Here is a 22356-nt window from a genome sequence, read left to right on the forward strand (position 1 = left end):
ATATATTCCTATGCCGGGCTCTACCTGCCTTTTATCGCCTTGAAACCTGTAAGATTCGTTTTTATATTTGACAATATATTAATTGACGATTGCCAATCTACTTTTAATAATTGAGGAGGGTAGTATATGAGTAAGGTGATTAAGTACGGAATACTCTTTGTACTGGCAGTGGTCGTCGCATCTCTGATTGTGCCTGCCGGTGCGAACCTGGTCGGAACTGCTTTTGGTTTCCCGACGATTGTGCAGAGCGGTACTACAACGGCATTTAACAGGGATACGGCAGCTGCTACGGACACTGAGGCTTTCGCCCTTTCGTTCGCTAACACTGGCACGCCCCTGCTCGACGGATGCCCTGTAACTCCTGGCTTCACGCTTGGTTTCCCGACGATCGCTCAGACTGTAGCTCAGACCCAGGTGCTGACTCACTGCGACTTTGCGCAGACCACTGAGAACGCTGCATTCTCCTATCCGTTCGTCGGTGTCGGCGGCGTTGCAATCCCGGGCTTCGGCTTCGGCTTCTAAATAGTTTGAAGGGGGGCTACACGCCTCCTTCCTTTAAATTTTTATTTCTGCTTATAGACAGGCCCTGACTTCGGCTGTTCTTGACTTTGACATATCATGGTTTCGACAGGTCCTGACTGGCCGATTCTATAGGCGTATTTAACCTGCCTCACTATGAGAATATTCGTTTTATTATGGACCAATATATTAATTCAAGCCCATATAACATAGAAACAATCATTGAGGAGGGTAGTATAATGGTTAGAAAACTCTTTACCGTAGTTTTGCTGGCGCTGGCCGCCATTCTCATATCCATTCCGGCAAGTGCGTCTCTTGTCCCGATGTCCTGGGGCTTCCCAACGCTGGTGCAGGATCACACGCTGACCGCCTTTGAAAACAACCTTGCCGAGTCCTCGGAAAGTCAGTCTGCAGCAGTTTCCTTCCCGACGTCCGGAGGCTCTTTCTGCGACACCGGCAGCCTCTTCGGGTCTGCTTTCCCGACTATCACCCAGTCCGGGGCCAGGGATGATTTCCTGATGAGCAACAAGTTCATGCAGGAAAAGCAATTCATGGCCTTCGCATACCCGTACCTGAGCATCGGCGGCTCTCCGGTACCGTCTATGGGATTCCTGTAAGTGGGGTGCGCTGTAGTCTGGCCACGGCAGGCCGGCATGCGCTGCGATCCGGCAGCGTACACCTCTCCTTTTACTTATTTTTCATATGTGCCTCTGTTACACCTCAGTGCTACACCTCTGCTCCGGGCAATGTGTCGTTCCTGTCACGTGTTACCCGGCATGACATATCTGGCTATTTCGTCCTGAGGCTGTTATAATAGATTTGAAAGCGGTTCGATTTCGTTATAACACATAATAATATATTTATTATCGTTTCCTTTACTTAATCAATGTCAAGTAGGGGGGATTGTATGAGTTCGATAAAGAAATTTGCCGTATTATCGATGCTGGCTGTTGTCCTCATCGCGTTCAACATGCCGGCATCTGCTCAGATCGGTATTGGATCCGCTACCGCTGCGACAACCGCAGCGTCGTCGCTGACCTCCTCCGTTGCCAGTACCGCCACAGCGGCTGGATTCGGTGCGTTCGGCGGCTTCGGATTCCCGTTCAACTGGGGCTTCTCCCGGTTTGGAATAGGTGCGTTCCCGTTCAACTGGGTACTTGGTGCCGGCTTTGGTCCGTTCGGCCTGAACTGGGGCCAGTTTAGCCCGTGCTTCGGAGCCGGGTCGTTCTTCAGCCCGTGCTTCCTTGGTGGCGCTTGCTTCCAGGGTCTGCCCTTTATCCTGGGCTCTCCGGGTGGCTGTGTCGGGCCTGGCTTTGGTGTGACTCCGTGGATGTTCGGTCTCGGTGGCTGCGTCAAGAGTGCTCCGCTGTTCTTCGGGGCTCATGGCTTCGGGTTCCCGTTCACGCTCGGTGGCATCGCCGCTTCGCTGATTCCGCCGGTATGTGCACCACCTGTACCCGCGATTCCCGCGTGCCTGCCTGCAGCGGCAGTCTGTCAGGGTCTGCCCTTTATCCTGGGCTCTCCGGGTGGCTGTGTCGGGCCTGGCTTTGGTGTGACTCCGTGGATGTTCGGTCTCGGTGGCTGCGTCAAGAGTGCTCCGCTGTTCTTCGGGGCTCATGGCTTCGGGTTCCCGTTCACGCTCGGTGGCATCGCCGCTTCGCTGATCCCGGCCCCGACCCTGTGCTGAGCAGGAGTATTCAGGGGTCACTCAAGTCCCGGCCCTCCGGGTCGGGGATCAAGTGATCCCTCGAAGACTTTTTTAGCCAGATTGCTGTACTGACGGAAAAATCTTTTACCGGACAATATCCGGAAATTATCGTTTAAAATTGTCATCAATTGGATATAATGCCTCTTTTCCTTTCAAAATGGCCTCATATCTCGCATTTTATGGAATCATTCTGGAATAAGCACGATTTTCGATAATTTCCTATCCTAAATTATTTATTACCACTTACGAAGATTCATTTTGCAGGAGGGAATGATGTGGAGATGAAAAAGTTAGCCATATTCGTTCTTCTCGTGCTGGCCGCTCTGGTATTCGCTCTGCCCGCTGCCGCCTGGTGGGGCGGCTGGGGCTGGGGTGGCTGGGGCTGGGGCGGCTGGGGTCTCGGCACATGGTGGCCCACTTGGGGCCTGAGCTGGGGCTGGCCGGCCTGGGGCGGCTGGTGGTGGTAAGCCGACCACCTAGCAACTCAGACCTATGTCACACGAGAAGATGAGGGAAGATTGGATGGTAAGCGCTTAACGGCGCTTACTTCCCATTTCCTTAAACGAAGTGCTCTGGAAATGGGAAGTCGAGTTCTATTGTATTATCGCTCGTTTCTCATGGGGTCGCTACTCGCAGATCATTATCCGCAGATCACTGTCCGTCACGTCGTCTTTTAATACGCTGCGTATCCTGAGCAGCAATCGCTGGTCCGGTGCAGAAGTATGGCCTGTCTCTCTTTATCATATACTAATATTGCCGCCGCAGGCGGCTTTATTCGCTCGATAAGCTACAAATATATTTATTATGATTTAATAAATTCGTACATACTATTGAGGAGGGTAGTTATGGATAAGACGGGCGTAATGATCTTGCTGCTGGCTGTAGCTCTTGCTGCATGCGCCGTGCCTGCAGGGGCGTTCATCGGCACCGGGATCACCTTGAACAAGCAAATCGGCGATACTATTAATTTTAACATTGGCAAGCGCGTGGGCGCTGCCGGCACAGCCCTTGGCATTGCCGACATGGACCTCGGAGTCACCTGGGGAGTAAACTACGATCTCGCCTCTATGGCGGGCTACCCCTATGGCTATGGTGGCGTCGGGGCTGTTACTGCAGGCGATGTCGGGTATGTCCTCGGCCTGAGTATGGATGAAACGCATGGCGCGGCTTTCGATGGCTCGGCATTCGGTGTGCCACTGGCAGAGCAGAGCCTTACCAGCACGAAGTTCAACAACGTCATAGCCAACAATAACCACTTCGAGAATACGCAGGTGGCCCTGCCTTTTACTGGCTTCCCGGTATTTTAGGCCTGCCATACGTATTTTTTTATTTTTCTGCTCAGAGCACTCGATAATATATTATATGAGCTTGCCGTTGACACTGCTCTATTTCTATAGTATTGTAGATATGCCTGCGTTTCGCCCCTATTGCAGCGCCACGTCTTTTTCATCCATTTTTCTATAGTTTTCGTATCGCCTGTGGGATAGAATAGCCATTCACTCCGATACCCGCCGTGTATTTGACCTCTGTATTGCAAATCAAGCCTATTTTCGGTCTTATTGTAACTCGTTGCTTATTATTGTCTTTTATTTTAACAATTAGCTCTAAATATTACCCAGAATGCGTTAAAATACTTCAGAACGGTTACATTTCGTATTTTTAAATAATAATATATTTATTTTGTATAGTTAGACATAACATTGCAGTTTCGGAGGTGTAGTTATGAAAATGGCAAGTAAAATTACAGTAGCAGCAATTGTAGCTCTCGCTGCATTGCTGGTTACGACACCCGCTTTTGCTCAGTTCGGGCTCGGCGGCGCTTGTGGTATTGGAGCAGGATTAGGAGCACCTATCGGTCTGGGAGGAGCATGCGGACCCTGCGGTGCACCAGTGGCATACGGGCCCCCGCAGGATTGCATTGCACAGATCTACTGCAACATTCCTGTCACGTCCCAGATCCCGGTAACAGTCCCGGCTACCGTTCCTCAGCAGGTACCCATTACGGTCCCTGTCACGAGCTTCGCGCCTGTGACTGTTCCCAAGGCAGTTATAGTCCCTGAGACTATCCCTGTCCCGGTAGTTACTCCGGCAGTTACCTCGACCACTGTCCCGTGCACTGTACCCGTTCCGACCACAGTGCCCGTGACCTCGATGATCCCGCAGGTGACCACCGTTCCGCTCGGCAGTGCCTGTGGAGCAGCTATCCCTGCTGCAGCACCCTGTGCACCGGCTGCCGCAGCTAACCCCTGCGCTCCCGGTATCGGTGCAGGCATCGGTACTGCCGGCCTGGGCACTGGACTCGGCTACGGCCTCGGTGCAGGCGGTCTCAGCGGATTCGGCCTCGGAACCAGCCTGGGCACCGGCCTGGGCACCAGCCAGTTCGGCCTGGGTATGAACCGCCCGCTGGCCACTGCCCCGTCCATGGCTACCAGCATGCCTGCAACCACGACGGCAGCTCCGGCATCAACCACTTAAGCCAGCAGAAAATATACGCATAGGTTGGGAATCAGTCAACGGATGATTGACGGGCTGGAGACTCTCTCCAGTTCGTTTCAGTCTTCCTTTTGGGGAATCTTTTACCCTCCTTTTTACAACGGTTTCTAATGATTGGCATGGGCTACTAAATGTGCTGTCTTGACGCCTGTGTATTATTCCATCAGTAAAAAACCGTAAAACGGGCTATTTATAGTTAGTTTGGTTATTTATGCCTTTTTTTCTAATTCTGACGCTTGTTATCGTTACTTCGGCTGATAATATATTTATTCGACGGTGCATACCTTCTCTTGATGTTGGACGGGTGTTGCATGCTCAGGTATACGTCATTCGTTGTCTGTGCTCTGCTCTTGCTGACGGCCACGTTTCCTCAGGCCTCCGCGAGCAGTTTCGCTAACGTGAATATGTACGGGTTTCCGATGACCATGGGCGTCGGGGGTACCGGCGCAGCAGGCATCCCTGGCGAGAGTTATACTTATACTAACGACGGTCTCGATGTTTCTGACGTCATGTCCCGATATGGTATCATATCCAGCTCGATATCGTCTGGAGCTGATCCCACTTCAGTAAACGGCTTCGTAAGCCCTTATTATAACGGGATCTCGCTGGGCGTGAATTTCGGCTACCCGACGGCGAGCCACGACGCGGCTACTGCTGCATTCGCCAAAGACATGGCATACGAAGCCGATCTTGATAATGCGTTCATCGCCTTTCCCGGCATAGGCGTGGGCTCTATGGGTCTCAGCTCCCCGACGGTGTCCAGCAACAGGGCGAGCATCAAGTACGCCGAAAGCATCAAGTTCCAGCTCACCACTGAGAGCGATACCCTGGATCTGGGAGGATTCTATTCCCCGCTAGGGCTGGGGCTCGGCTATGGCAGCGTGGGTGTGTTTGGCAGCACCAGCATGGCCAACGGCGGGCTTGGAATGCCGTTTTATTTTGGCACCGCATAGTATGGGGGGCGGGGAGACCACTGATGTTCCAGTCCACAAGCCCGGCGGACGCAACTACTCAGGCAGCTCTCAATCTCGTCGAGTTCTTCTACAGTAACTGGAACAAGATCCTGCTGGCCATTGCCATCCTCATCATAGCGTTAGTAGTCATCAACTTCCTGAAGATCGCCCTGGCCCAGATTGCCCGGGACTATAAGCTGCCGCCTAAGCTGCTACGGTTTCTTAATACTGTAGTTACCTATGGGACTCTCATACTCGCCATCGTCAATATCCTGGCAGTCTTCGACATCCATCTGTACTCGCTTATCGTGAGCCTGGGGCTGATCAGCGCCGTGATCGTCCTGGGGTCGCAACTCGTCATATCAAATCTGCTGGGCGGCACAATCGTATACATCGAGAAGCCGTTCGAGATAGACGACGTGATTAAGGTCGGGGAAAATACCGGTGTCGTGGAGGGCATCAGCTTCAGGTCGACGACAATGAGGGGCCTGAATGGGCTGGTGATCACGATACCAAACTCCACGTACCTGACCACGCCCATCACGAATTATACCCGGACCCGGCAGTACCTGGTAAAACTACCTTTTACCATGCCCCGGAACGTCGATATGTCCGGGTTAATCGACAGGCTCCGGTCAGAGGCGTCGTCCATACCCGGCTTTTCCTCAGGAAAGGGCGAAACCCTCTACAAGATGGGCATCAGTAAGGACAACGTGGACTACGAGCTCCATTTCTGGATATCGGACCCCAGGGTCTCCGACGGTGCCCGGTCCCGGATCGTCGACATCATCGGGCAGTTCCTGCCCACAAGTGATAAAGCTGGTATATGAGCGGAAGATACGCTTGCGCGGCAGAATAAATGTGCGTTAAAGAGAAGTAGTATTACGAGAAACATCTGTTCGTATATATTTTATACGTAGTGAACGGCATAGAAATCTTTTAAGCACCGAAAACTTCATATGCTCGAATGGCATTAAGAGATTCGCATCGTCACAACGATGACTAATACCGTAGGATAAGCTCTGTCTTATCTGGCGAATGGACTTACGTCCGAACACGGCAATCGTGTGAGTCGGGCCGACGGTTCTTAACCGGCAGGCCTTACGGAGGAACTACCAATGAAGCGCATCAAGAAATCCAACCCGAGAGTGTTACAGCTTATCGCCGACCTCAAGGCGAAGTCCCGGGAACAGAACGTAGGTATCTGGAGGGACATTGCAGAGAGGATGGAGAAGCCGGCAAGACACTATGCGGAGATCAACCTTAGCAAGATCAACAGGTACACTAAGGAGAACGAGACTATCATTGTCCCCGGCAAGGTCCTGGGCACTGGTAACCTGAATCACCCCGTGACTGTGGCTGCACTGAACTTCAGCCTGACCGCAGAGGTCCTCATCGACGAAGCGAAAGGCAAGTGCATGACCATCGAGCAGCTCATGAAGACGAATCCCACGGGCAAGGGAGTCCGCATACTCAAGTAAGGAGGCAAAGACATGGTTTTAATCAATGCAGATGGACTTATCGTCGGCAGGCTAGCCAGTCTGGTTGCCAGGAAACTACTCGAGGGCGATGAGATCATTATCATCAACGCCGAAAAGGCGATCTTATCCGGTTCCAGGCTCAACAACATCACAGAGTACCGGCAGACCTACGTGCGTGGCACGACCGAAAAGGGCCCGTACTTCCCCAAGCGCCCTGATCAGATCCTCAGAAGGACCGTCAGGGGCATGCTGCCGTACAAGACGCAGCGTGGCAAGGATGCAATGGCAAGGCTGCAGGTCTACATCGGAACTCCGTCGGAGTTCGCAGGCCAGCCCGCCGTAACCCTGGAACAGGCAAGCTACAACCGCCTGAGCTCATTCAAGTACATGCCGCTCGGCGAGGTATCCAAGCTGCTGGGAGCAAAGTTCTAAAGGTGATCACATGGCCGAGAAGAAAGTTTTAACCACGAGCGGCAAGCGCAAGACCGCAATCGCCCGCGCCACGGTCCGGAAGGGCACCGGTGTCATCAGGATCAACAAGGTCCCCTTAGATGCACTGGAGAACGAGCTCGTCCGGCTCAAGATCTCCGAGCCTCTGATCATCGCAGGCTCCGAGATTGCCAAGTCCCTCGATATCAACGTCGAGATACGCGGCGGAGGCTACATGGGCCAGGCAGAGGCTGCTCGTTGCGCCATCGCAAGGGGCCTCGTCAACTGGACCAACGATGTCGCACTTCGCGACGCATTCCTCGCGCACGACAGGAACCTGCTTGTCAACGACGTCAGGCAGAAGCTGCCGAAGAACTACGGCGGATCTGGCGCAAGAGCCAAGTTCCAGAAGTCGTACCGTTAAGCTCCTGGGGGAAACCCCGGGGGAAATACTGGGAGAACTCTCAGTATAATTATTGGGGGATAACCCCCAATATACTATGGAGACAATCATCAAATGATACCCGTCAGATGTTTCACCTGTGGCAAGGTCATCTCCGAAGTGTGGGAAGAATACAAGGCCCGCGTTGAGGAGAGAAAAATGAACCTGCAGCACGGCGAAGTACTGAAGGTCGGCGACATCCTCGACGATCTGGGCGTAGAGCGGTATTGCTGCAGACGCATGCTGCTTTCGCACGTTGAGCTCGTCGATGTGCTGGCACCGTACCAGTAAATAAAGATGCGTTGGGATCGTGGGGTAGCCTGGTCCATCCTTTCGCGTTCGGGACGCGGAAACCTGAGTTCAAATCTCAGCGATCCCACCAACCATCTTTATACGCAATGCCTGTAAAGCATTGTGTCTGAACCACTCGGGGGGATTCCCGGGGCAAATCCAGGGCAGATTTAATCATCGTATGTCTAATGTTTATTGTACACATACATCAGATCACATTTTTAGTGTACACTGTTTTTTAGTGCAAACTAAGTTTCACTGTGCACCATTATTCACCAGGGGGTGTCTTATTGGAACTCAAATCAACCAGTAAAGAAATTAAAGATCGTTATACACGCTATGAGCGTGCCAGGATCATCGGCGCCAGAGCGCTGCAAATATCCATGGGTGCTCCAGTCCTCGCGAAGAACCCGAAGACTGTCGAGCCGATAGAAGTTGCTCTTTTAGAGCTGGAACAGGGTCTTGTGCCAATCACAGTCCGGAAAATCAATAAGTCGGCAAGGCGTGAGGTCGCTACGTCGTCCTGATACCTTTTTCTATTCCGTGCATGTGTATAATATTCTAGGAATATTATTTTAATGGGAGGTATGAAATTTGATCATCGACGAAATTCTGGCAAGGAAAATCTTCGACAGCAGGGGCAACCCTACTATCGAAGTCGAAGTCTACACGGATGACGGCAACTATGGTGTGGCTGCAGCGCCTGCCGGGGCTTCTACTGGTTCTTATGAGGCTGTCGCTATCCCGGTAGACGATGCGATCGCCAAGCTCGAGTCAGAAGTCATCGACCAGCTGATCGGAGAATACGCGGCCGACCAGGAGGAAATCGACAGACTGCTCCACGAAATTGACGGCACGGATAACTTCAGCAACATTGGCGGCAACCTGTCTGTAGCGCTCTCCATGGCTACTGCCAAAGCAGCCGCAGCCTCGTTCAAAATGCCGCTGTACCGCTACCTCGGCGGAGCATTCCCGACGATGCCTTACCCTCTGGGTAATGTGCTCGGCGGAGGCGCACATGCAAAAGGGGCGACGGACATCCAGGAATTCCTTGTCACGCCGATCGGAGCGCCAAACATCGACCAGGCGGTCTATGCCAATACACTTGTCCACAAGCGGGTGAAGAAGCTGCTGACCGAAGCGGGCATCATCTGCCACAAAGGCGATGAAGGCGGCTGGGCACCCCAGATCAAGGACTCGAAGGCTTTCGAGATCGTTAGTAAGGCAGTAGACGAAGTCTCGGGCGAGCTTGGGTTTGAGATCCGGTTCGGACTTGACGTAGCCGCTACAGAACTCTGGGACGGCAACAACTACGTCTACAAGGACACGAAGCGCACGACCGAGCAACAGATAGACTATATTGCAGGCCTTATTGACGAGTACAACCTGTACTACGTAGAAGATGCTTTACAGGAGAACGACTACGAAGGCTTTGCGAGGCTCACCGAAATGGTCGGCGACAGGTGCCTTATCTGTGGCGACGACCTGTTCGTGACAAACGTGTCCCGCATCGAGAAGGGCATCGAGAACCTGTCCGGTAATGCAATCCTCATCAAGCCGAATCAGATCGGCACGGTGACCGATACCTATAATGCCATCCGGCTGGGCAGGCAGTACGGTTATTCCACAGTCATGTCCCACAGAAGCGGAGAGACCACCGACAATACGATCGCTCACCTTGCAGTCGCTTTCGGCTGCGAGCTGATCAAGACCGGCGTAGTAGGCGGAGAAAGGATCGCAAAATTAAACGAGCTGATCCGCATCGGAGAGGAAATAGGAAACGACAGAATGACTGAAAGCCCCTTATAAGGCTTTAGTAGTAAAGTGGTAAAAAAGTCGACAGGCTTACCGTGAAAGTCCCGCCCGGGACTTTCCGTTTTACTATCATAAACAATGATAATACTAATAAAGGAGTTGTCAAAAAATGGCAGAAACAGAAAATGTCAGAGAGATTAGAGATGAGAATTACCAGTCATTGATACCGATGGATGAGTACCTTGCTGCAGGTGTACACATCGGTACGCAGCAAAAGACTGAGGACATGAAGAAGTTCATATACAGGGTCAGGAGCGACGGCCTGTACGTCCTCGACGTCCAGAGCACCGACGAGCGCATCCGCGCCGCTGCCAAGTTCCTGTCCAGGTATGACCCGGCCAACGTTTTAGTCGTATGCGCCAGGCAGTATGGTCAGCATCCCGCTGAGATGTTCGCCAGGGCCATCGGCGCCAGGCACATCGTCGGCAGGTTCATCCCCGGCACCCTGACCAACCCGGTATACATGTTCTTCGCAGAGCCCGACGTAGTAGTCGTTACCGACCCGATCGGCGACGCACAGGCAGTTACCGAGGCTATCAGCATCGGCGTGCCAGTCGTAGCCATGTGCGACACCAACAACATGACCTCGAACATCGACTTAGTCATCCCGACCAACAACAAGGGCCGCAAGGCACTGGCGCTGGTCTACTGGCTGCTCGCCCGGGAAGTCTCCAGGGAAAGGAACGAACAGGGCTTCAGCTACACCGTCAACGATTTCGAGTCGGAGATTTAAACCCGGAGATCGCATAGATCATTATGAGAAGGCCGGCTGTTGCAGGACAGTTCTACCCCGGCTCCGAAACGGAGGTGCGCAGCCTCATCGCGAGGCTCGCCCCCGGTACTTCGGAACCCCGGGACAAGATCAAAGCCTGCGGCATCGTCGTGCCTCATGCCGGCTACGTCTACTCGGGTGGTGTGGCAGCTGACGTCTACTCGTCCATCGAGGGCGCTCCTACTTTTGTGTTGCTGGGTCCCAGCCACTACGGCGTAGGATCCCCTGTTGCCGTTTCAACCCAGCCGTGGGAAACTCCCCTCGGCAAAGTAGAGGTTGATCAGGATTTCGTCAGGCTGCTGGATGGTATTATCGATCGTGATGAAATCGCACACCAGAGCGAGCATTCCATCGAAGTGCAGATACCTTTCCTGCAGTACTTCTTCAAGGATTTCAGAATCGTACCGATATGTCTCGGCATGCAGGACTACGATTCAGTCAGGGAAGTAGCCACAGAACTAATCACCGCGCTGGAAAAATATGACGGGCAGGTAGTCCTTGTGGCATCCAGCGACTTTACCCACTACGAGCACATATCGGTGGCTAAAAAGAAGGACATGACCTTGATCAAGGACATTGAAAAGCTCGACGTCCCTACCTTCTATGATGATCTGTACCGCTTAAATGCAACTGCCTGCGGCTACGGGCCTATAGCGACCACGATGATGGTCTGCGGCGCTCGTGGTGCCAGTAAGGCCCAACTGGTCCGATACGCAACCAGTGGCGACGTTACAGGCGATAGCCAGGTAGTCGGCTACGCGGGAATGATAATAGTTTAAGGGTGTTATGGTCAAGTATTCTGCCCCCGGTAAGGTCTTTTTGTTCGGCGAGCATGCAGTCGTCTACGGAAAGCGGGCGATAGCATGCGCTATCGACCTTCGGACGACGGTCGAGATTACCTCCTCCCGACAGGGGATCCGTATCCAGTCCGCCTTCAAGGATGAGCCTGATAAAAACCCGTATATCAGAGTGGCTTTGAAAAAGTTCCAGCAGTGCGCTGCCGTCGATGGGATCAACATCAGTGTTTCATCTAAGATACCTGTCGCATCGGGCCTTGGTTCCTCTGCAGCAGTCACGATCGCCACAATTGCGGCTTTGAATGACGAGTACCAGACAAACCTGAGCCTTGACGAGATCGCTGCGATGGGTCATCAGACTGAGCTGGAAGTCCAGGGGGCCGCCAGCCCGACAGATACCTTTGTATCGACAATGGGTGGAACGGTCATCGTGCCGGACAAGAAAAAATTGCCGCCCATCACGTGTGGCGTAGTCGTAGGCTATACGGGCATATCCAAGTCCACATCTCGCATGGTCTCCCGTGTCAGGACGCTCAAAGAGCGCTATCCCGAGATTATCGACGGTATCATGGATTGCATCGGCAATATGTCAACCCGGGGCGAGGAACTGGTCGCCAAAAACGACTACGTTTCCATCGGCGAGCTGATGAACGTTAATCAGGGTTTGCTCGATGCTATCGGTGTAAGCATTCCCGAGCTCTCGCTCCAGGTGAATGCTGCCCGGTCGTGTGGCGCGTATGGTGCGAAGATCACCGGTGCCGGTGGCGGAGGCTGCATGGTAGCTCTCTGCGAGCCCGATCGGTGTAAAGAGATCGCTACGGCGATCGGCAAGTCGTGCGGAGACAGCTTTATCACGAAGCCCACGGCTGAAGGAGTGCGAAAGGAATGAGCGTTATAGTGCTCAAAATCGGCGGCAGCGTCCTCACGGACAAGAACAGGAGCTCTACCGCCCGGGTGGAGCACATCTCTCGGATTGCTGAGGAGATCAGCCAGGGCCTGAACTCCCGGCTTGTACTCATCCACGGTGCAGGCTCGTTCGGCCACCATCAGGCTAAAGAGTTCGGGCTCAAGGCCGGCCTCAACGAGACCAGTATCCGGGGCATGTGGCCGACACACCACGCGGTCAAGACCTTGAACGGGATGATCATCGATCAGCTCTATAACCACGGCGTATACGCGCTACCTGTCCACCCGCTCTCCGTCTGCGTGCTCCGGGACGGCCGTATAGATCACATATGCACTGAACCGATCATCGAGATGCTTGCCCGGGGCATAGTCCCGGTCCTCCACGGAGACGTTGCTTTAGACCGCACGAGGGGCGTCGATATCCTCTCCGGCGACCAGATTATTGCCGCTCTGGCAAAATCTCTCAATGCCAAAAAAGTGGGCATTGGCACCAACGTCGACGGGGTCTATGCAAAGGACTTTAAGATTATAGACGATATATCTCCCTCGAACATCGATATTGTGAAAGAAGCTCTGTCGGGTTCCGGAGGCGTCGACGTCACCGGAGGTATGTACGGTAAAATAACAGAGCTGATGGATCTGGCCACCTCAGGCATACCGTCGCTGGTCTTTAACGCGGAGAAGCCGGGCAATGTGTCAGAGTTTTTACGAGGGACGTGCAAAGGCACGCTGATTCACGGAGACTAAATCATGGGAACCTCAAAAAGAAAGATAGAGCACCTTGACATCTGCGTCAATGAAAAAGTGGAATCTCACGGCAGCGGGTTCGACGACGTGGAGCTGATCCACCGGTGTCTGCCGGAGCTTGACAAGTCTGCTGTCTCCACTGAGACCAGGTTCCTCGGACACAAGTTTAGCGCTCCAATCATGATCGCTTCAATGACCGGAGGACACCCGGAAACTACTGTGGTGAACGCCAATCTCGCAAAAGCTGCAGAAGCGCTTGGAATCGGCATCGGCGTAGGCAGCCAGCGCGCTGCCCTTGAAGACCCCGCCCAGGAAGAATCCTACCGCGTCGTCAGGGATGCGGCACCGAATGCCTTCATCTATGGCAACATCGGCGCCCCGCAGATCCTCCACTACGACCTGGAAAAAATCGAGCGCGCAGTGAAGATGATTGACGCCGACGCTCTGGCTATCCACTTGAATTTCCTGCAGGAAGCTATCCAGCCCGAAGGCGACCTGAATGCAAAAGGGTGCCTGGAAAAGATCGCTGAAGTCGCCTCAAGCCTGTCGGTACCTGTCATCGTGAAGGAGACTGGTGCAGGCATCAGCCACATAGACGCATATACACTCCGCAAAGCGGGAGTGTCTGCGCTGGACGTAGGTGGCAGAGGAGGCACGAGCTGGGCGGGCGTCGAAGTGTACCGGGCCCGGATGGAGAAAGACCGGATCGGCGAACACCTTGGCAACAAGTTCTGGGACTGGGGCATTCCCACGGCAGTAAGCATTATCGAGGCTGACGTTGGGCTGCCTATCATCGCCACCGGCGGGATCCGGGATGGTATCACGGTAGCAAAATCCATCGCTCTCGGCGCATCTCTGGCAGGTATCGCCTTGCCGCTTGTGTCCGCAGCGAGAGACAGTCCTGACAAGGTCCAGGAAGTGCTCGAAGTATACATTGAAGAGCTTCGGGCGACGATGTTCCTCACAGGAGCACAATCGATAGAAGCGCTAAAGAGAGCCCCGGCAGTCATCACAGGCCACACCCGTGAGTACCTGGAGGCAAGGGGCTTCAAATGGGCAAGCTATGCCCAGAGATAACGGGCCTATAATGCACTGAGAGAAGGGGCCTGTTATTCCCAGAGTTAACTACAGGATGTAATAATAATGAAAGATGTAGGAATCATAGCGGTCGGCGGCTACGAGGAAGTAGGCCGCAACATGACTGCCATAAGAGTCGGAAAAGATATCGTCGTCATGGACATGGGTGTCCGGCTGGACCGGATCCAGATCCACGAGGAAACCGAGATCGAGAAGATGCACTCCCTGGACCTCATCCAGATGGGAGCCATTCCCGACGACAAGATCATGAACAATGTCGATGGCAATGTGATCGGCATCGTCTGCTCTCACGGCCACCTCGATCACATCGGGGCAGTGCCCAAGCTGGCCCACCGGTACAAGTGCCCGATTATCGGCACCCCGTTTACGGCTGAATTAATCAGACAGGAAATCGAGTCCGAGCGCAAGTTCGACGTAGCTAACAAGGTCAACGATCTCCCATGCGGACAAATTATGGAGCTCTCAAAGAATATCTCAATCGAGCTCATCAGGGTGCAGCATAGCATCATCGACTGCGCCTTCGTCGCAGTCCATACTCCCAGCGGCGTGATTCTGTACGCATGCGACTTCAAGATCGACAGGACACCCGTCATCGGTGAAGCGCCCGACTTCAAGAGGCTTAAGCAGATCGGCAAAGAAGGCGTCCTTGCGATGATCACGGAGAGTACCAACGTGAACAGATCTGGCAAGACTCCCTCGGAGAAAGTCGCCCGAGACCTGGTCTGGGACGCCCTCCTGGGCACCGAGGAAACGGAGAGCGGCGTGCTGGTAACGACGTTCTCATCCCACATTGCCCGGCTTAAGTCCATCATCGAAGCAGCCGAAAAAATGAACCGCATACCAGTACTCCTCGGCAACAGCATGGAGCGGTACTACGGCACGGCTCTTAAGATGGGATACGTGAAGAAGCCGGACAATCTCCGCATCTTCGGCTACCGGAAATCCATCGTAAAAGAAGTCAAGCGCATGATGGACGACGGGAAGGAAAAATATCTTCCCATCATCACTGGCCACCAGGGAGAGCCCGGAGCAATCCTCGGCCGGATCGCCAGCGGAGAGCTGGACTACAAGCTCGAATCCGGAGATAAGATCATCTTCTCAGCTAACGTAATACCTAACCAGCTCAACATGGCAAACCGCTACTCGCTGGAAACCAAGCTCAAGATGAAGGGCGCCAGGATCTACGATAACGTCCACGTCTCAGGGCACGCATACAAGGAAGACCACTGGGAACTCTTGAGGATGGTCAAGCCTGAACACGTGATTCCTGCTCACGGTACTCTGGAGATGCACAGCGCCTACGCCGAGATGGCGGAGGACACGGGGTACGAGTTTGGGCAGACCGTGCATATACTGAGAAATGGGCAGGAACTGAGCCTCTGATGAGGCTCAAAGTTTTTTATTTAATCGTTGTGTCTTAACTGTAGAGACATATATATAAAATTCCAAAATTAGTTTACGTAAACTCTCTATTATTGGAAATAATTATCAACGAGATTATCGTTACGAACAGCGTCGTAAATACTGCAATCAACCCCATTGATAAAAAGATATCTTGGGTACCCGGTGGAGTTCTGAGGTTAATTATCCCATAGGTAGCCTGAATTAGGTAAAGAATTGCTACAGCGGCCCAGTATGGTTTTCGAGTAAATATTGTCGTGTTTAATGTTTCAATTATATCATACTTTGAAAGGTAGATAGAATATATCTGGAAGAATATGAATACAACTAGGAACCACCCAAAGAAGTTCATTATTGGTACACCGAAATATGGCCCGGGGTTTGTCCATATCCACAATTGGTGGACTGTAGATGCTATTGGGTCCATAGTAAGGTCCCACATAACCATTATAAATGTCGCAATAATCGGTACTATAAATATATTTTTCCCTTCAAGTTTCTTACTATATTGTCCCGTAATTACGTGTGCTAACATCCAGGACAGGTATCCTATGGAAAAGTATGCAAACATTATTGTGACTGGTACGTCAAAAAGTCTAGGTCCTTCCATGTTCACATAGTTATAATAGCTAAATGGAAAGCCCGTTATAATACTCAGTGCTTCGAAAAAGTGGCTCACAATCCATGCTATAAAGAAAAAGATTACCATACTTTTCAAGCCGTAGCGCTTAATTCCATGCAATGCTACAATGGCCAGTATCATAATCGTCATTATGACTGGTTGCATTTCATCTATGATCTTGATATAATTAAATATTATCAATAATACCGTAACGATTGTTAATATGATTATCGACGCGTACAATAGCAGACTAAAATTTTCTTCATAATTCTTCTTTACCCCAAACATTGCTCATCCCAACTTGATATTAGAATATCATGACATTCATAATAATTTTACCCATAAACAGTGCTATTGGCCAGAATATAAACTCTGCATCAGACATGATGTAGGTATAATTTAAAAGGTCTTTACCTGCCGTGGTATTTCCTTTAATTAAATAGTACTGGGTGTAGGGGAAAAATATTCCCAGGGAAAGGGTATACAAGGGAACCACATTGGTATATACAGAATAGATCAATAGGATAAGAGCGGCCAGATTAAGGAATGTTAAGAAGTAATATGTATTTTTCTTCCCTAGCAGGATTGGTATGGTCATTAAACCTTCATTTTTATCTGTAGCTATGTCTTTAATGTCAAAGAATATGTTGTTAATTAATATTTTTATGTATATGAATATAAATAAGAACAAAAACATCGCGTCGAGCGTTAAGGAATAGAGAAATATGTTGAAAAATGTGCCTGAATATGCCCAGACTGCGGTCGAAAATATGTTTTTAAAAGCTGGTACTATTGAAGCCAATCGCTTGAATATCACTGTATAAAGTATTCCTCCGGTAAAAATTATTGCCAGGAATAGTAGAAACGATAGGCTATTAATCATTATAGAAAGCACTACTGTAAGAATTAAATATGTGTAGAACAGCAGAGGAAATACTCGATTTCGTTCGTATAAATAATGTGTTTTATCTGAGTTCGTCATCTCATCTATATCGAGCTCTTTTTGATAGTTGTAGGAATATACCAGTAGCGGTATCAGGTAGGCTACCATAAGGCTATAATAATTCAGAGGTAGCTCTAGAATTATTATTGAAATCAATACCAGTGATGGTCCGATAAGAGCAGTAATATGCCCTCCATAAATCACTTCATTTTTAAAGCGTGATATTATGCGTGATATTATACTTGATAATGCCAACATTTTTACCCAAAGTTTTATCGATCTTATCAAACTTATGAGAGCAACCGGACTACAATGCTTATCTGTCATAGGGAAACAGGATTACAAACTGAGTTCCATTTTCATTTACTATCTCTAGTGATCCGTTGATTTGATCAACCAGTATGTTTACAAGATTTAACCCCAATGTTTTCAAACTATTAATATCGAAATTTTCTGGCAGTCCTTTTCCGTTATCTTTAACGGTAATCTTAAACTGGCCCGACCCTTGATCTTTTATGCTTATGAATATTTCGCCTTGAGTGTCTTCCTCAAAAGCATGTTTCAAGGAGTTTGTTATCAGCTCATTTAACAATAAGCCGATCGGAATGGCCATATCGATGTTAAAGGAGATATCCTCTATATCTGTAACAATTTTTATATGGTCTCGCTGATTTCTGTACGAGCCCAATAAGTTACTAATCAAGCTGGATATATACACAGAAAAGTTAACATAGGCGAGATTATTCGACTGGTAAAGTTTTTCATGAATTAAAGCCATCGACTTGATCCTGTTCTGGCAATCCCGGATTATGTCTATGAGATGTCTATCATTTATGTATGCAGTTTGAAGTTCCAGCATACTAGAAATCACTTGCATATTATTTTTAACCCTGTGATGGATCTCTTTTAAAAGTACTTCTTTTTCTTTAAGGGATGCCTTTATCTTCTCTTCATCGATCCTGTGTTCCGCTATCTCTTTTTGCAAGGCGTTGTTCAGGATCGAAAGCTCTGAGGTTCTTTCGTTGACTTTGGCTTCCAGCAGTTCATAAGCGTTTCTCCTCTCTGTTATATCTACACCCATGAGTATGTAGCTGGTGATATTTCTATCCGACGAATACGTCGGGTAGAGCTTTAGTGATAAATATCTGTTTTTTTCGCCCTGTGGTATGTTCACGCTTTCTAGTACAACTGTTTTGCCTGTCCTGGCTTCTCGAAGCATCTCTTTAATGTCCGGTTCTGTATTGAAATTATAGTTGAAAATATTGATCGATTTTTCATCTCCACATGCGATGTTCATAATTTTCGTAAACTCGCTGTTGGTTTTGAGGACGTTGCCAGCCGGATCGCACATGCATATGGGGTCAGGGGACTGCGTGATCAGGTCTTCAACTACCAAAGTCGTGTCCTGAAGTTTTTTATTTACTTCTTCAATAGTGGTAAATTTAACATTACTCAGCAAGTACGCGATAAGGGCACCTATCAAGAATAAGAACATGAAGCCATAAACTATTTCAGAGACGTCTGGCAGGCTGTATAAGTTCATAAATTTGATTAGCTCACATGTGTCCCCAATGAAACTTATCGAATAAAAAATGAATATTATTGAATAAATATACCTGTGCTGAGTTGGGATATTAATCAGGAACAGGACTGTCGACAGTGAGACGATGAGTACATCTCCGATAACTGCAGCCGTATATATTACAACACTATAATTATTGCCAGCATAGCTGGGCATGTGTGTGAGTATCAAATACAGGCTGGAAAGTATGAATATGCCATTGACATAGAAAATCAGTAGCTTAATTACTCCTGCCAGCTTAGATTTTTGGTTGATGAACGTATCTAGCATGATGTAGGCAATCGGAAGGTATCCTAGTACCATCATCAGCATTGCGAACGGAATCAAAAAGTCTGCATGGATAAGGGCTGGTAAGAGGAACCAAAAAATGCCAGCTATCGAGTTAAAGAGGATCATCAAATTAAGGCCTAAAAAGATTCTCTTAATTGTAATGTTCAGGGTTGTCAGGTAAAGATATGTGGCGACAGGTAAGCATATTAGTAGTAGTCCTACAAAACCTATTACACTAAGTATTTTCAGGTTGGCCGATACTATCGAGTAAATAAACAGTACTGTTGTGAATATCAGTATAATTAGCTGGATCGCTATAAGTATTATAAACGTTAGGTTAAAGCCCTTAACTTTTAAAATATTAAAGTTTAACTTATCCTTCCTCAGGCTCATCCACTATCCCCAGATATCTGCTTACCCAACAATCCTCAATACAATAGATGACTACTTTTTATTACTACTAGTAAAAAAAGATTTTGCCATCTTCCGAATAATTTTCTCCATTACAGCTGATATAATTCGAAATTAGCAATTATTAGTGTTTGTTTCATAAGTTTTACAATATATTATAATGATCTATAGGGTTGTACCCAGAATTATAATGAAGTAATTTAAAAATTAAAATTAAGTTAGAAATTTTAAATTAATTTATTTTGCAACGTACCGATCTTCTCAATCTCAATCTCAATAACGTCACCCTTCTTCATCGGCCCGATCCCCGACGGAGTTCCCGTTGCAATTATATCTCCGTGTTCCAGGGTCATAACTCCAGAGATAAACTCCAGGAGCTGGTAAGGATGGAAGATCAGGTTACTGGTGTTAGAGCTCTGCTTTACCTCCCCGTTGAGCTTCGACTTGATCGAGAGCCCTATCGGATCCACATCCGTAACGATGAACGGCCCGACCGGGGAGAACGTATCGAAACCCTTGCCCCGGGTCCACTGGCCATCCTTTTTCTGCAGGTCTCTGGCTGTGACGTCGTTGAAGCACGTGTATCCGAGTATGTACTCTTTAGCATCTTCCGCCGGAACGTTTTTGGCACGCTTGCCGATCACGAAGGCCAGTTCTGCCTCATAGTCTATTCTGGCGCTCTGCTTCGGGTAGACGATGTTTCCTCCGTGGCCGACGACGCTGGAAGGCGGTTTCAGGAACAGTTTGGGCTCATCTGGCAGTGCCTCTTTCATCTCCTCCGCATGGTCTTTGTAGTTGAGCCCGACGCAGACGATCTTCGTAGGGTTGCAGGGCGGTAGCACGGTGACTTTATCCATATCATACTCTCTACCAGCCACGTGGGAGTGGACTTTACCATTTATCACCTCTCCGGTGAACTCATGGTGATTATGCCTGAACTTGCCGATTATTGTCATATCTGTTGCCTCCTGCCGCTTGCATCTCTTGCATATTTACCCATTTCCGAGCGCAGCAGGGTTTCGCCGTCGAACACAGGCCCGTCTCTGCATACTCTGAGGCCATCCGGATCCATGCAGCAGCTGCCGCATACTCCGATGCCGCACTTGATATACCTTTGCAGACTGAACTGAGACAAACCGGCTACGCCGGCTTCATCAAGAGCACACAATACCCTGTACATCATCTTCTCCGGGCCGCAGCAGTATATCTGGGTGAACTTTTTTAAGTCTACAGATTTCAGGAGGTCGGTGACGTAGCCTTTTTTACCGTAGGTGCCGTCGTCCGTCGCCACCACGAGCTCTCCCGCTGCTCTGTACCTGTCTTCGAAGTGGACTTCCTCTTTTGTCCTGTATCCTGCCAGCGTGGTCACGTTAACGCCAATCCTTCTAGCCTTTTCGCCCAGCGGGGCCAGCGGCGCAGAACCTACTCCTCCTGATATGAGCAGGATGTCGTCGCCGACGATCTCCCATCCGTTGCCATACGGGCCACGGATGCCGACGGAGTCGCCTGCCTTCAGCTTGAACAGAGCTTCCGTCGCCTCGCCGACCTTTTGCACTGTAATCGCATTATCGTAGGATAGCGTCATGGGCACTTCGTCGACGCCTCGTATCCAGACCATCACGTACTGGCCGGGCTTTCCATGCAGCCAGTCGTCCACGTCAAGCCTGAACGTCTTAATCGTCGGCGTCTCGTCGATGATCTCCTTGATTGTCGCGCTGATCGGCCTCATTGCTTAACCACCCTGTGTGCCAGTCCTATAATCTCATCGAGTTTCATGTTCTTTCTGTCCAGGTAGTTCGAAATACCCATAGAGACAGATGCGAACGTGCCTATGTCTTCATAAACTGCAGAGCCGATTTCGACTGCGCATGCGCCGGCCATCATGAATTCGATCGCATCGGCCCAGTTGGATACTCCTCCGACTCCTATCACCGGTATGTCCAGCACCTCGTATAGATCGTATACGCACTTGATTGCGACCGGCTTGACTGCCGGGCCTGACAGGCCTCCTGAACGGTTGCCGAGAATTGGCCAGCCTGTGTTGATGTCTATCGCCATAGCCTTCAGTGTATTAATCGCCACTACTGCGTCGGCTCCGCCTTCCTGGGCGGCAAGGCCGATCGGCCTGATGTCCGTGACATTCGGGGTGAGCTTCACCCAAACGGGTACTTTGACTGCTGCTTTAACTGCTTTTGTAATCGACCTCACAAGTTCCGGGTCTGTCCCGCACTGCATCCCGTAGCCTTTGGCGTGAGGGCAGCTGACGTTGAGCTCGTACGCGTCAGCCCCGGGCAGGCCGTTCGCAACAGCGGTGAACTCTTCCGGGGTAGCCCCAAAAATGCTGGCAATTACAGGCACTCCCGACTCTCTCGCGATCTCCAGTTCCTGCCTGAATTCCCCGAAGGACGGGTTCGGCAGCCCCATGGCATTAATATAGCCTTCTTCGAGGCGGATCATGGAGGGGTTGTGGTGGCCGGGCTTGGGCTCGGTTCCGATTGATTTTGTGACAACAGCACCTGCTCCCATGGATGCGATCCTCTTCAGAGAAGCCCCGGTAGTTCCGAGCACTCCTGCTGCCAGAATCGTCGGATTCTTCAGCGTGAGGCCGCCGGCGTTACAAGTGATCTTCATAGTATCCAGTTTTAAAAAGGTGGAAGGAGCATATAGATTTTATTG

At 50.3% G+C, this 22356-nt stretch carries 25 protein-coding genes and 1 tRNA gene; 20 read left to right on the forward strand and 6 right to left on the reverse strand.

The window, feature by feature from the left end; translation table 11 throughout:
* The first annotated feature begins 126 nt into the window (after positions 1 to 126).
* The 20 genes from RCI_RS14060 to RCI_RS14160 all read left to right on the forward strand — a co-directional run bounded on the left by RCI_RS14060 (position 127) and on the right by RCI_RS14160 (position 15834).
* Positions 127 to 522 carry a hypothetical protein gene (locus RCI_RS14060; protein WP_012037116.1) on the forward strand — a complete coding sequence of 132 codons (396 nt, stop codon included), beginning with the start codon at positions 127 to 129 and terminating at the stop codon, positions 520 to 522.
* Between the two features lie 236 nt (positions 523 to 758).
* Positions 759 to 1136 (forward strand): hypothetical protein, encoded by a 378-nt coding sequence (locus RCI_RS14065; protein WP_048198702.1) that lies wholly within the window; start codon positions 759 to 761, stop codon positions 1134 to 1136.
* Positions 1137 to 1426: 290 nt separating this feature from the next.
* Positions 1427 to 2206 carry a hypothetical protein gene (locus tag RCI_RS14070; RefSeq protein WP_052309998.1) on the forward strand — a complete coding sequence of 260 codons (780 nt, stop codon included), beginning with the start codon at positions 1427 to 1429 and terminating at the stop codon, positions 2204 to 2206.
* Positions 2207 to 3072: 866 nt separating this feature from the next.
* On the forward strand, positions 3073 to 3534 hold the full coding sequence (locus tag RCI_RS14080) for a hypothetical protein (protein WP_048198704.1): 462 nt from the start codon (positions 3073 to 3075) through the stop codon (positions 3532 to 3534).
* A gap of 415 nt (positions 3535 to 3949) precedes the next feature.
* Positions 3950 to 4702, forward strand: a complete 753-nt coding sequence (locus tag RCI_RS14085; RefSeq protein ID WP_012037120.1) for a hypothetical protein — start codon at positions 3950 to 3952, stop codon at positions 4700 to 4702.
* 311 nt (positions 4703 to 5013) lie between these two features.
* Positions 5014 to 5673 (forward strand): hypothetical protein, encoded by a 660-nt coding sequence (locus RCI_RS14090; RefSeq protein WP_197535227.1) that lies wholly within the window; start codon positions 5014 to 5016, stop codon positions 5671 to 5673.
* A 23-nt stretch (positions 5674 to 5696) separates the two neighbouring features.
* A complete protein-coding gene (locus RCI_RS14095; RefSeq protein ID WP_012037122.1) occupies positions 5697 to 6503 on the forward strand; it encodes a mechanosensitive ion channel family protein in 807 nt (268 codons plus the stop codon).
* A gap of 288 nt (positions 6504 to 6791) precedes the next feature.
* A complete protein-coding gene (locus RCI_RS14100) occupies positions 6792 to 7154 on the forward strand; it encodes a 50S ribosomal protein L18e (protein WP_012037123.1) in 363 nt (120 codons plus the stop codon).
* A gap of 12 nt (positions 7155 to 7166) precedes the next feature.
* Positions 7167 to 7586 carry a 50S ribosomal protein L13 gene (locus RCI_RS14105; RefSeq protein ID WP_012037124.1) on the forward strand — a complete coding sequence of 140 codons (420 nt, stop codon included), beginning with the start codon at positions 7167 to 7169 and terminating at the stop codon, positions 7584 to 7586.
* 10 nt (positions 7587 to 7596) lie between these two features.
* Positions 7597 to 8007: a 30S ribosomal protein S9 gene (locus RCI_RS14110; RefSeq protein ID WP_012037125.1), complete on the forward strand. Its 411-nt coding sequence runs from the start codon at positions 7597 to 7599 to the stop codon at positions 8005 to 8007.
* A 93-nt stretch (positions 8008 to 8100) separates the two neighbouring features.
* A complete protein-coding gene (locus RCI_RS14115) occupies positions 8101 to 8316 on the forward strand; it encodes a DNA-directed RNA polymerase subunit N (protein WP_012037126.1) in 216 nt (71 codons plus the stop codon).
* 13 nt (positions 8317 to 8329) lie between these two features.
* Positions 8330 to 8407, forward strand: a tRNA-Pro gene (locus RCI_RS14120).
* A 226-nt stretch (positions 8408 to 8633) separates the two neighbouring features.
* Positions 8634 to 8843 carry a DNA-directed RNA polymerase subunit K gene (locus tag RCI_RS14125; protein ID WP_048199415.1) on the forward strand — a complete coding sequence of 70 codons (210 nt, stop codon included), beginning with the start codon at positions 8634 to 8636 and terminating at the stop codon, positions 8841 to 8843.
* A 67-nt stretch (positions 8844 to 8910) separates the two neighbouring features.
* Positions 8911 to 10125, forward strand: a complete 1215-nt coding sequence (gene eno, locus RCI_RS14130) for a phosphopyruvate hydratase (protein ID WP_012037128.1) — start codon at positions 8911 to 8913, stop codon at positions 10123 to 10125.
* A 115-nt stretch (positions 10126 to 10240) separates the two neighbouring features.
* Positions 10241 to 10864 carry a 30S ribosomal protein S2 gene (gene rpsB, locus RCI_RS14135; RefSeq protein ID WP_012037129.1) on the forward strand — a complete coding sequence of 208 codons (624 nt, stop codon included), beginning with the start codon at positions 10241 to 10243 and terminating at the stop codon, positions 10862 to 10864.
* Positions 10865 to 10887: 23 nt separating this feature from the next.
* Positions 10888 to 11682, forward strand: a complete 795-nt coding sequence (locus RCI_RS14140) for an MEMO1 family protein (RefSeq protein WP_012037130.1) — start codon at positions 10888 to 10890, stop codon at positions 11680 to 11682.
* A gap of 7 nt (positions 11683 to 11689) precedes the next feature.
* Positions 11690 to 12589 (forward strand): mevalonate kinase, encoded by a 900-nt coding sequence (locus RCI_RS14145; protein WP_012037131.1) that lies wholly within the window; start codon positions 11690 to 11692, stop codon positions 12587 to 12589.
* Positions 12586 to 13353 carry an isopentenyl phosphate kinase gene (locus RCI_RS14150; protein WP_012037132.1) on the forward strand — a complete coding sequence of 256 codons (768 nt, stop codon included), beginning with the start codon at positions 12586 to 12588 and terminating at the stop codon, positions 13351 to 13353. Before RCI_RS14145 ends, RCI_RS14150 begins: the two co-directional genes overlap by 4 nt.
* 3 nt (positions 13354 to 13356) lie before the next feature.
* A complete protein-coding gene (gene fni, locus RCI_RS14155; RefSeq protein WP_012037133.1) occupies positions 13357 to 14430 on the forward strand; it encodes a type 2 isopentenyl-diphosphate Delta-isomerase in 1074 nt (357 codons plus the stop codon).
* Between the two features lie 66 nt (positions 14431 to 14496).
* Positions 14497 to 15834: an RNase J family beta-CASP ribonuclease gene (locus RCI_RS14160; RefSeq protein WP_012037134.1), complete on the forward strand. Its 1338-nt coding sequence runs from the start codon at positions 14497 to 14499 to the stop codon at positions 15832 to 15834.
* Positions 15835 to 15907: 73 nt separating this feature from the next.
* Here the strand turns inward: RCI_RS14160 and RCI_RS14165 are convergent, their stop codons facing one another.
* The 6 genes from RCI_RS14165 to RCI_RS14190 form a co-directional block, all read right to left on the reverse strand.
* Positions 15908 to 16762, reverse strand: a complete 855-nt coding sequence (locus tag RCI_RS14165; RefSeq protein WP_012037135.1) for a carotenoid biosynthesis protein — start codon at positions 16760 to 16762, stop codon at positions 15908 to 15910.
* A 19-nt stretch (positions 16763 to 16781) separates the two neighbouring features.
* Positions 16782 to 17744: a UbiA family prenyltransferase gene (locus tag RCI_RS14170; RefSeq protein ID WP_012037136.1), complete on the reverse strand. Its 963-nt coding sequence runs from the start codon at positions 17742 to 17744 to the stop codon at positions 16782 to 16784.
* Positions 17734 to 19662: a PAS domain-containing sensor histidine kinase gene (locus RCI_RS16015; RefSeq protein WP_012037137.1), complete on the reverse strand. Its 1929-nt coding sequence runs from the start codon at positions 19660 to 19662 to the stop codon at positions 17734 to 17736. The genes RCI_RS14170 and RCI_RS16015 overlap by 11 nt, the downstream gene beginning before the upstream one ends.
* 245 nt (positions 19663 to 19907) lie before the next feature.
* Positions 19908 to 20636: a fumarylacetoacetate hydrolase family protein gene (locus RCI_RS14180; RefSeq protein WP_012037138.1), complete on the reverse strand. Its 729-nt coding sequence runs from the start codon at positions 20634 to 20636 to the stop codon at positions 19908 to 19910.
* On the reverse strand, positions 20633 to 21409 hold the full coding sequence (locus RCI_RS14185) for a dihydroorotate dehydrogenase electron transfer subunit (protein ID WP_012037139.1): 777 nt from the start codon (positions 21407 to 21409) through the stop codon (positions 20633 to 20635). The genes RCI_RS14180 and RCI_RS14185 overlap by 4 nt, the downstream gene beginning before the upstream one ends.
* Complete coding sequence (locus RCI_RS14190; protein ID WP_012037140.1) at positions 21406 to 22311, reverse strand: dihydroorotate dehydrogenase; 906 nt, start codon at positions 22309 to 22311, stop codon at positions 21406 to 21408. The genes RCI_RS14185 and RCI_RS14190 overlap by 4 nt, the downstream gene beginning before the upstream one ends.
* Positions 22312 to 22356 lie beyond the last annotated feature (45 nt).

The sequence above is a fragment of the Methanocella arvoryzae MRE50 genome (assembly GCF_000063445.1).
Lineage (GTDB): Archaea > Halobacteriota > Methanocellia > Methanocellales > Methanocellaceae > Methanocella_A > Methanocella_A arvoryzae.

Bases quoted from the DNA above. Each gene is read 5' to 3' on its own strand.
- RCI_RS14060 (WP_012037116.1), top strand. From the start codon at position 127: ATGAGTAAGGTGATTAAGTACGGAATACTCTTTGTACTGGCAGTGGTC.
- RCI_RS14065 (WP_048198702.1), top strand. From the start codon at position 759: ATGGTTAGAAAACTCTTTACCGTAGTTTTGCTGGCGCTGGCCGCCATT.
- RCI_RS14070 (WP_052309998.1), top strand. From the start codon at position 1,427: ATGAGTTCGATAAAGAAATTTGCCGTATTATCGATGCTGGCTGTTGTC.
- RCI_RS14080 (WP_048198704.1), top strand. From the start codon at position 3,073: ATGGATAAGACGGGCGTAATGATCTTGCTGCTGGCTGTAGCTCTTGCT.
- RCI_RS14085 (WP_012037120.1), top strand. From the start codon at position 3,950: ATGAAAATGGCAAGTAAAATTACAGTAGCAGCAATTGTAGCTCTCGCT.
- RCI_RS14090 (WP_197535227.1), top strand. From the start codon at position 5,014: ATGTTGGACGGGTGTTGCATGCTCAGGTATACGTCATTCGTTGTCTGT.
- RCI_RS14095 (WP_012037122.1), top strand. From the start codon at position 5,697: ATGTTCCAGTCCACAAGCCCGGCGGACGCAACTACTCAGGCAGCTCTC.
- RCI_RS14100 (WP_012037123.1), top strand. From the start codon at position 6,792: ATGAAGCGCATCAAGAAATCCAACCCGAGAGTGTTACAGCTTATCGCC.
- RCI_RS14105 (WP_012037124.1), top strand. From the start codon at position 7,167: ATGGTTTTAATCAATGCAGATGGACTTATCGTCGGCAGGCTAGCCAGT.
- RCI_RS14110 (WP_012037125.1), top strand. From the start codon at position 7,597: ATGGCCGAGAAGAAAGTTTTAACCACGAGCGGCAAGCGCAAGACCGCA.
- RCI_RS14115 (WP_012037126.1), top strand. From the start codon at position 8,101: ATGATACCCGTCAGATGTTTCACCTGTGGCAAGGTCATCTCCGAAGTG.
- rpsB (WP_012037129.1), top strand. From the start codon at position 10,241: ATGGCAGAAACAGAAAATGTCAGAGAGATTAGAGATGAGAATTACCAG.
- RCI_RS14140 (WP_012037130.1), top strand. From the start codon at position 10,888: ATGAGAAGGCCGGCTGTTGCAGGACAGTTCTACCCCGGCTCCGAAACG.
- RCI_RS14145 (WP_012037131.1), top strand. From the start codon at position 11,690: ATGGTCAAGTATTCTGCCCCCGGTAAGGTCTTTTTGTTCGGCGAGCAT.
- RCI_RS14150 (WP_012037132.1), top strand. From the start codon at position 12,586: ATGAGCGTTATAGTGCTCAAAATCGGCGGCAGCGTCCTCACGGACAAG.
- fni (WP_012037133.1), top strand. From the start codon at position 13,357: ATGGGAACCTCAAAAAGAAAGATAGAGCACCTTGACATCTGCGTCAAT.
- RCI_RS14160 (WP_012037134.1), top strand. From the start codon at position 14,497: ATGAAAGATGTAGGAATCATAGCGGTCGGCGGCTACGAGGAAGTAGGC.
- RCI_RS14165 (WP_012037135.1), bottom strand. From the start codon at position 16,762: ATGTTTGGGGTAAAGAAGAATTATGAAGAAAATTTTAGTCTGCTATTG.
- RCI_RS14170 (WP_012037136.1), bottom strand. From the start codon at position 17,744: ATGACAGATAAGCATTGTAGTCCGGTTGCTCTCATAAGTTTGATAAGA.
- RCI_RS16015 (WP_012037137.1), bottom strand. From the start codon at position 19,662: ATGAGCCTGAGGAAGGATAAGTTAAACTTTAATATTTTAAAAGTTAAG.
- RCI_RS14180 (WP_012037138.1), bottom strand. From the start codon at position 20,636: ATGACAATAATCGGCAAGTTCAGGCATAATCACCATGAGTTCACCGGA.
- RCI_RS14185 (WP_012037139.1), bottom strand. From the start codon at position 21,409: ATGAGGCCGATCAGCGCGACAATCAAGGAGATCATCGACGAGACGCCG.
- RCI_RS14190 (WP_012037140.1), bottom strand. From the start codon at position 22,311: ATGAAGATCACTTGTAACGCCGGCGGCCTCACGCTGAAGAATCCGACG.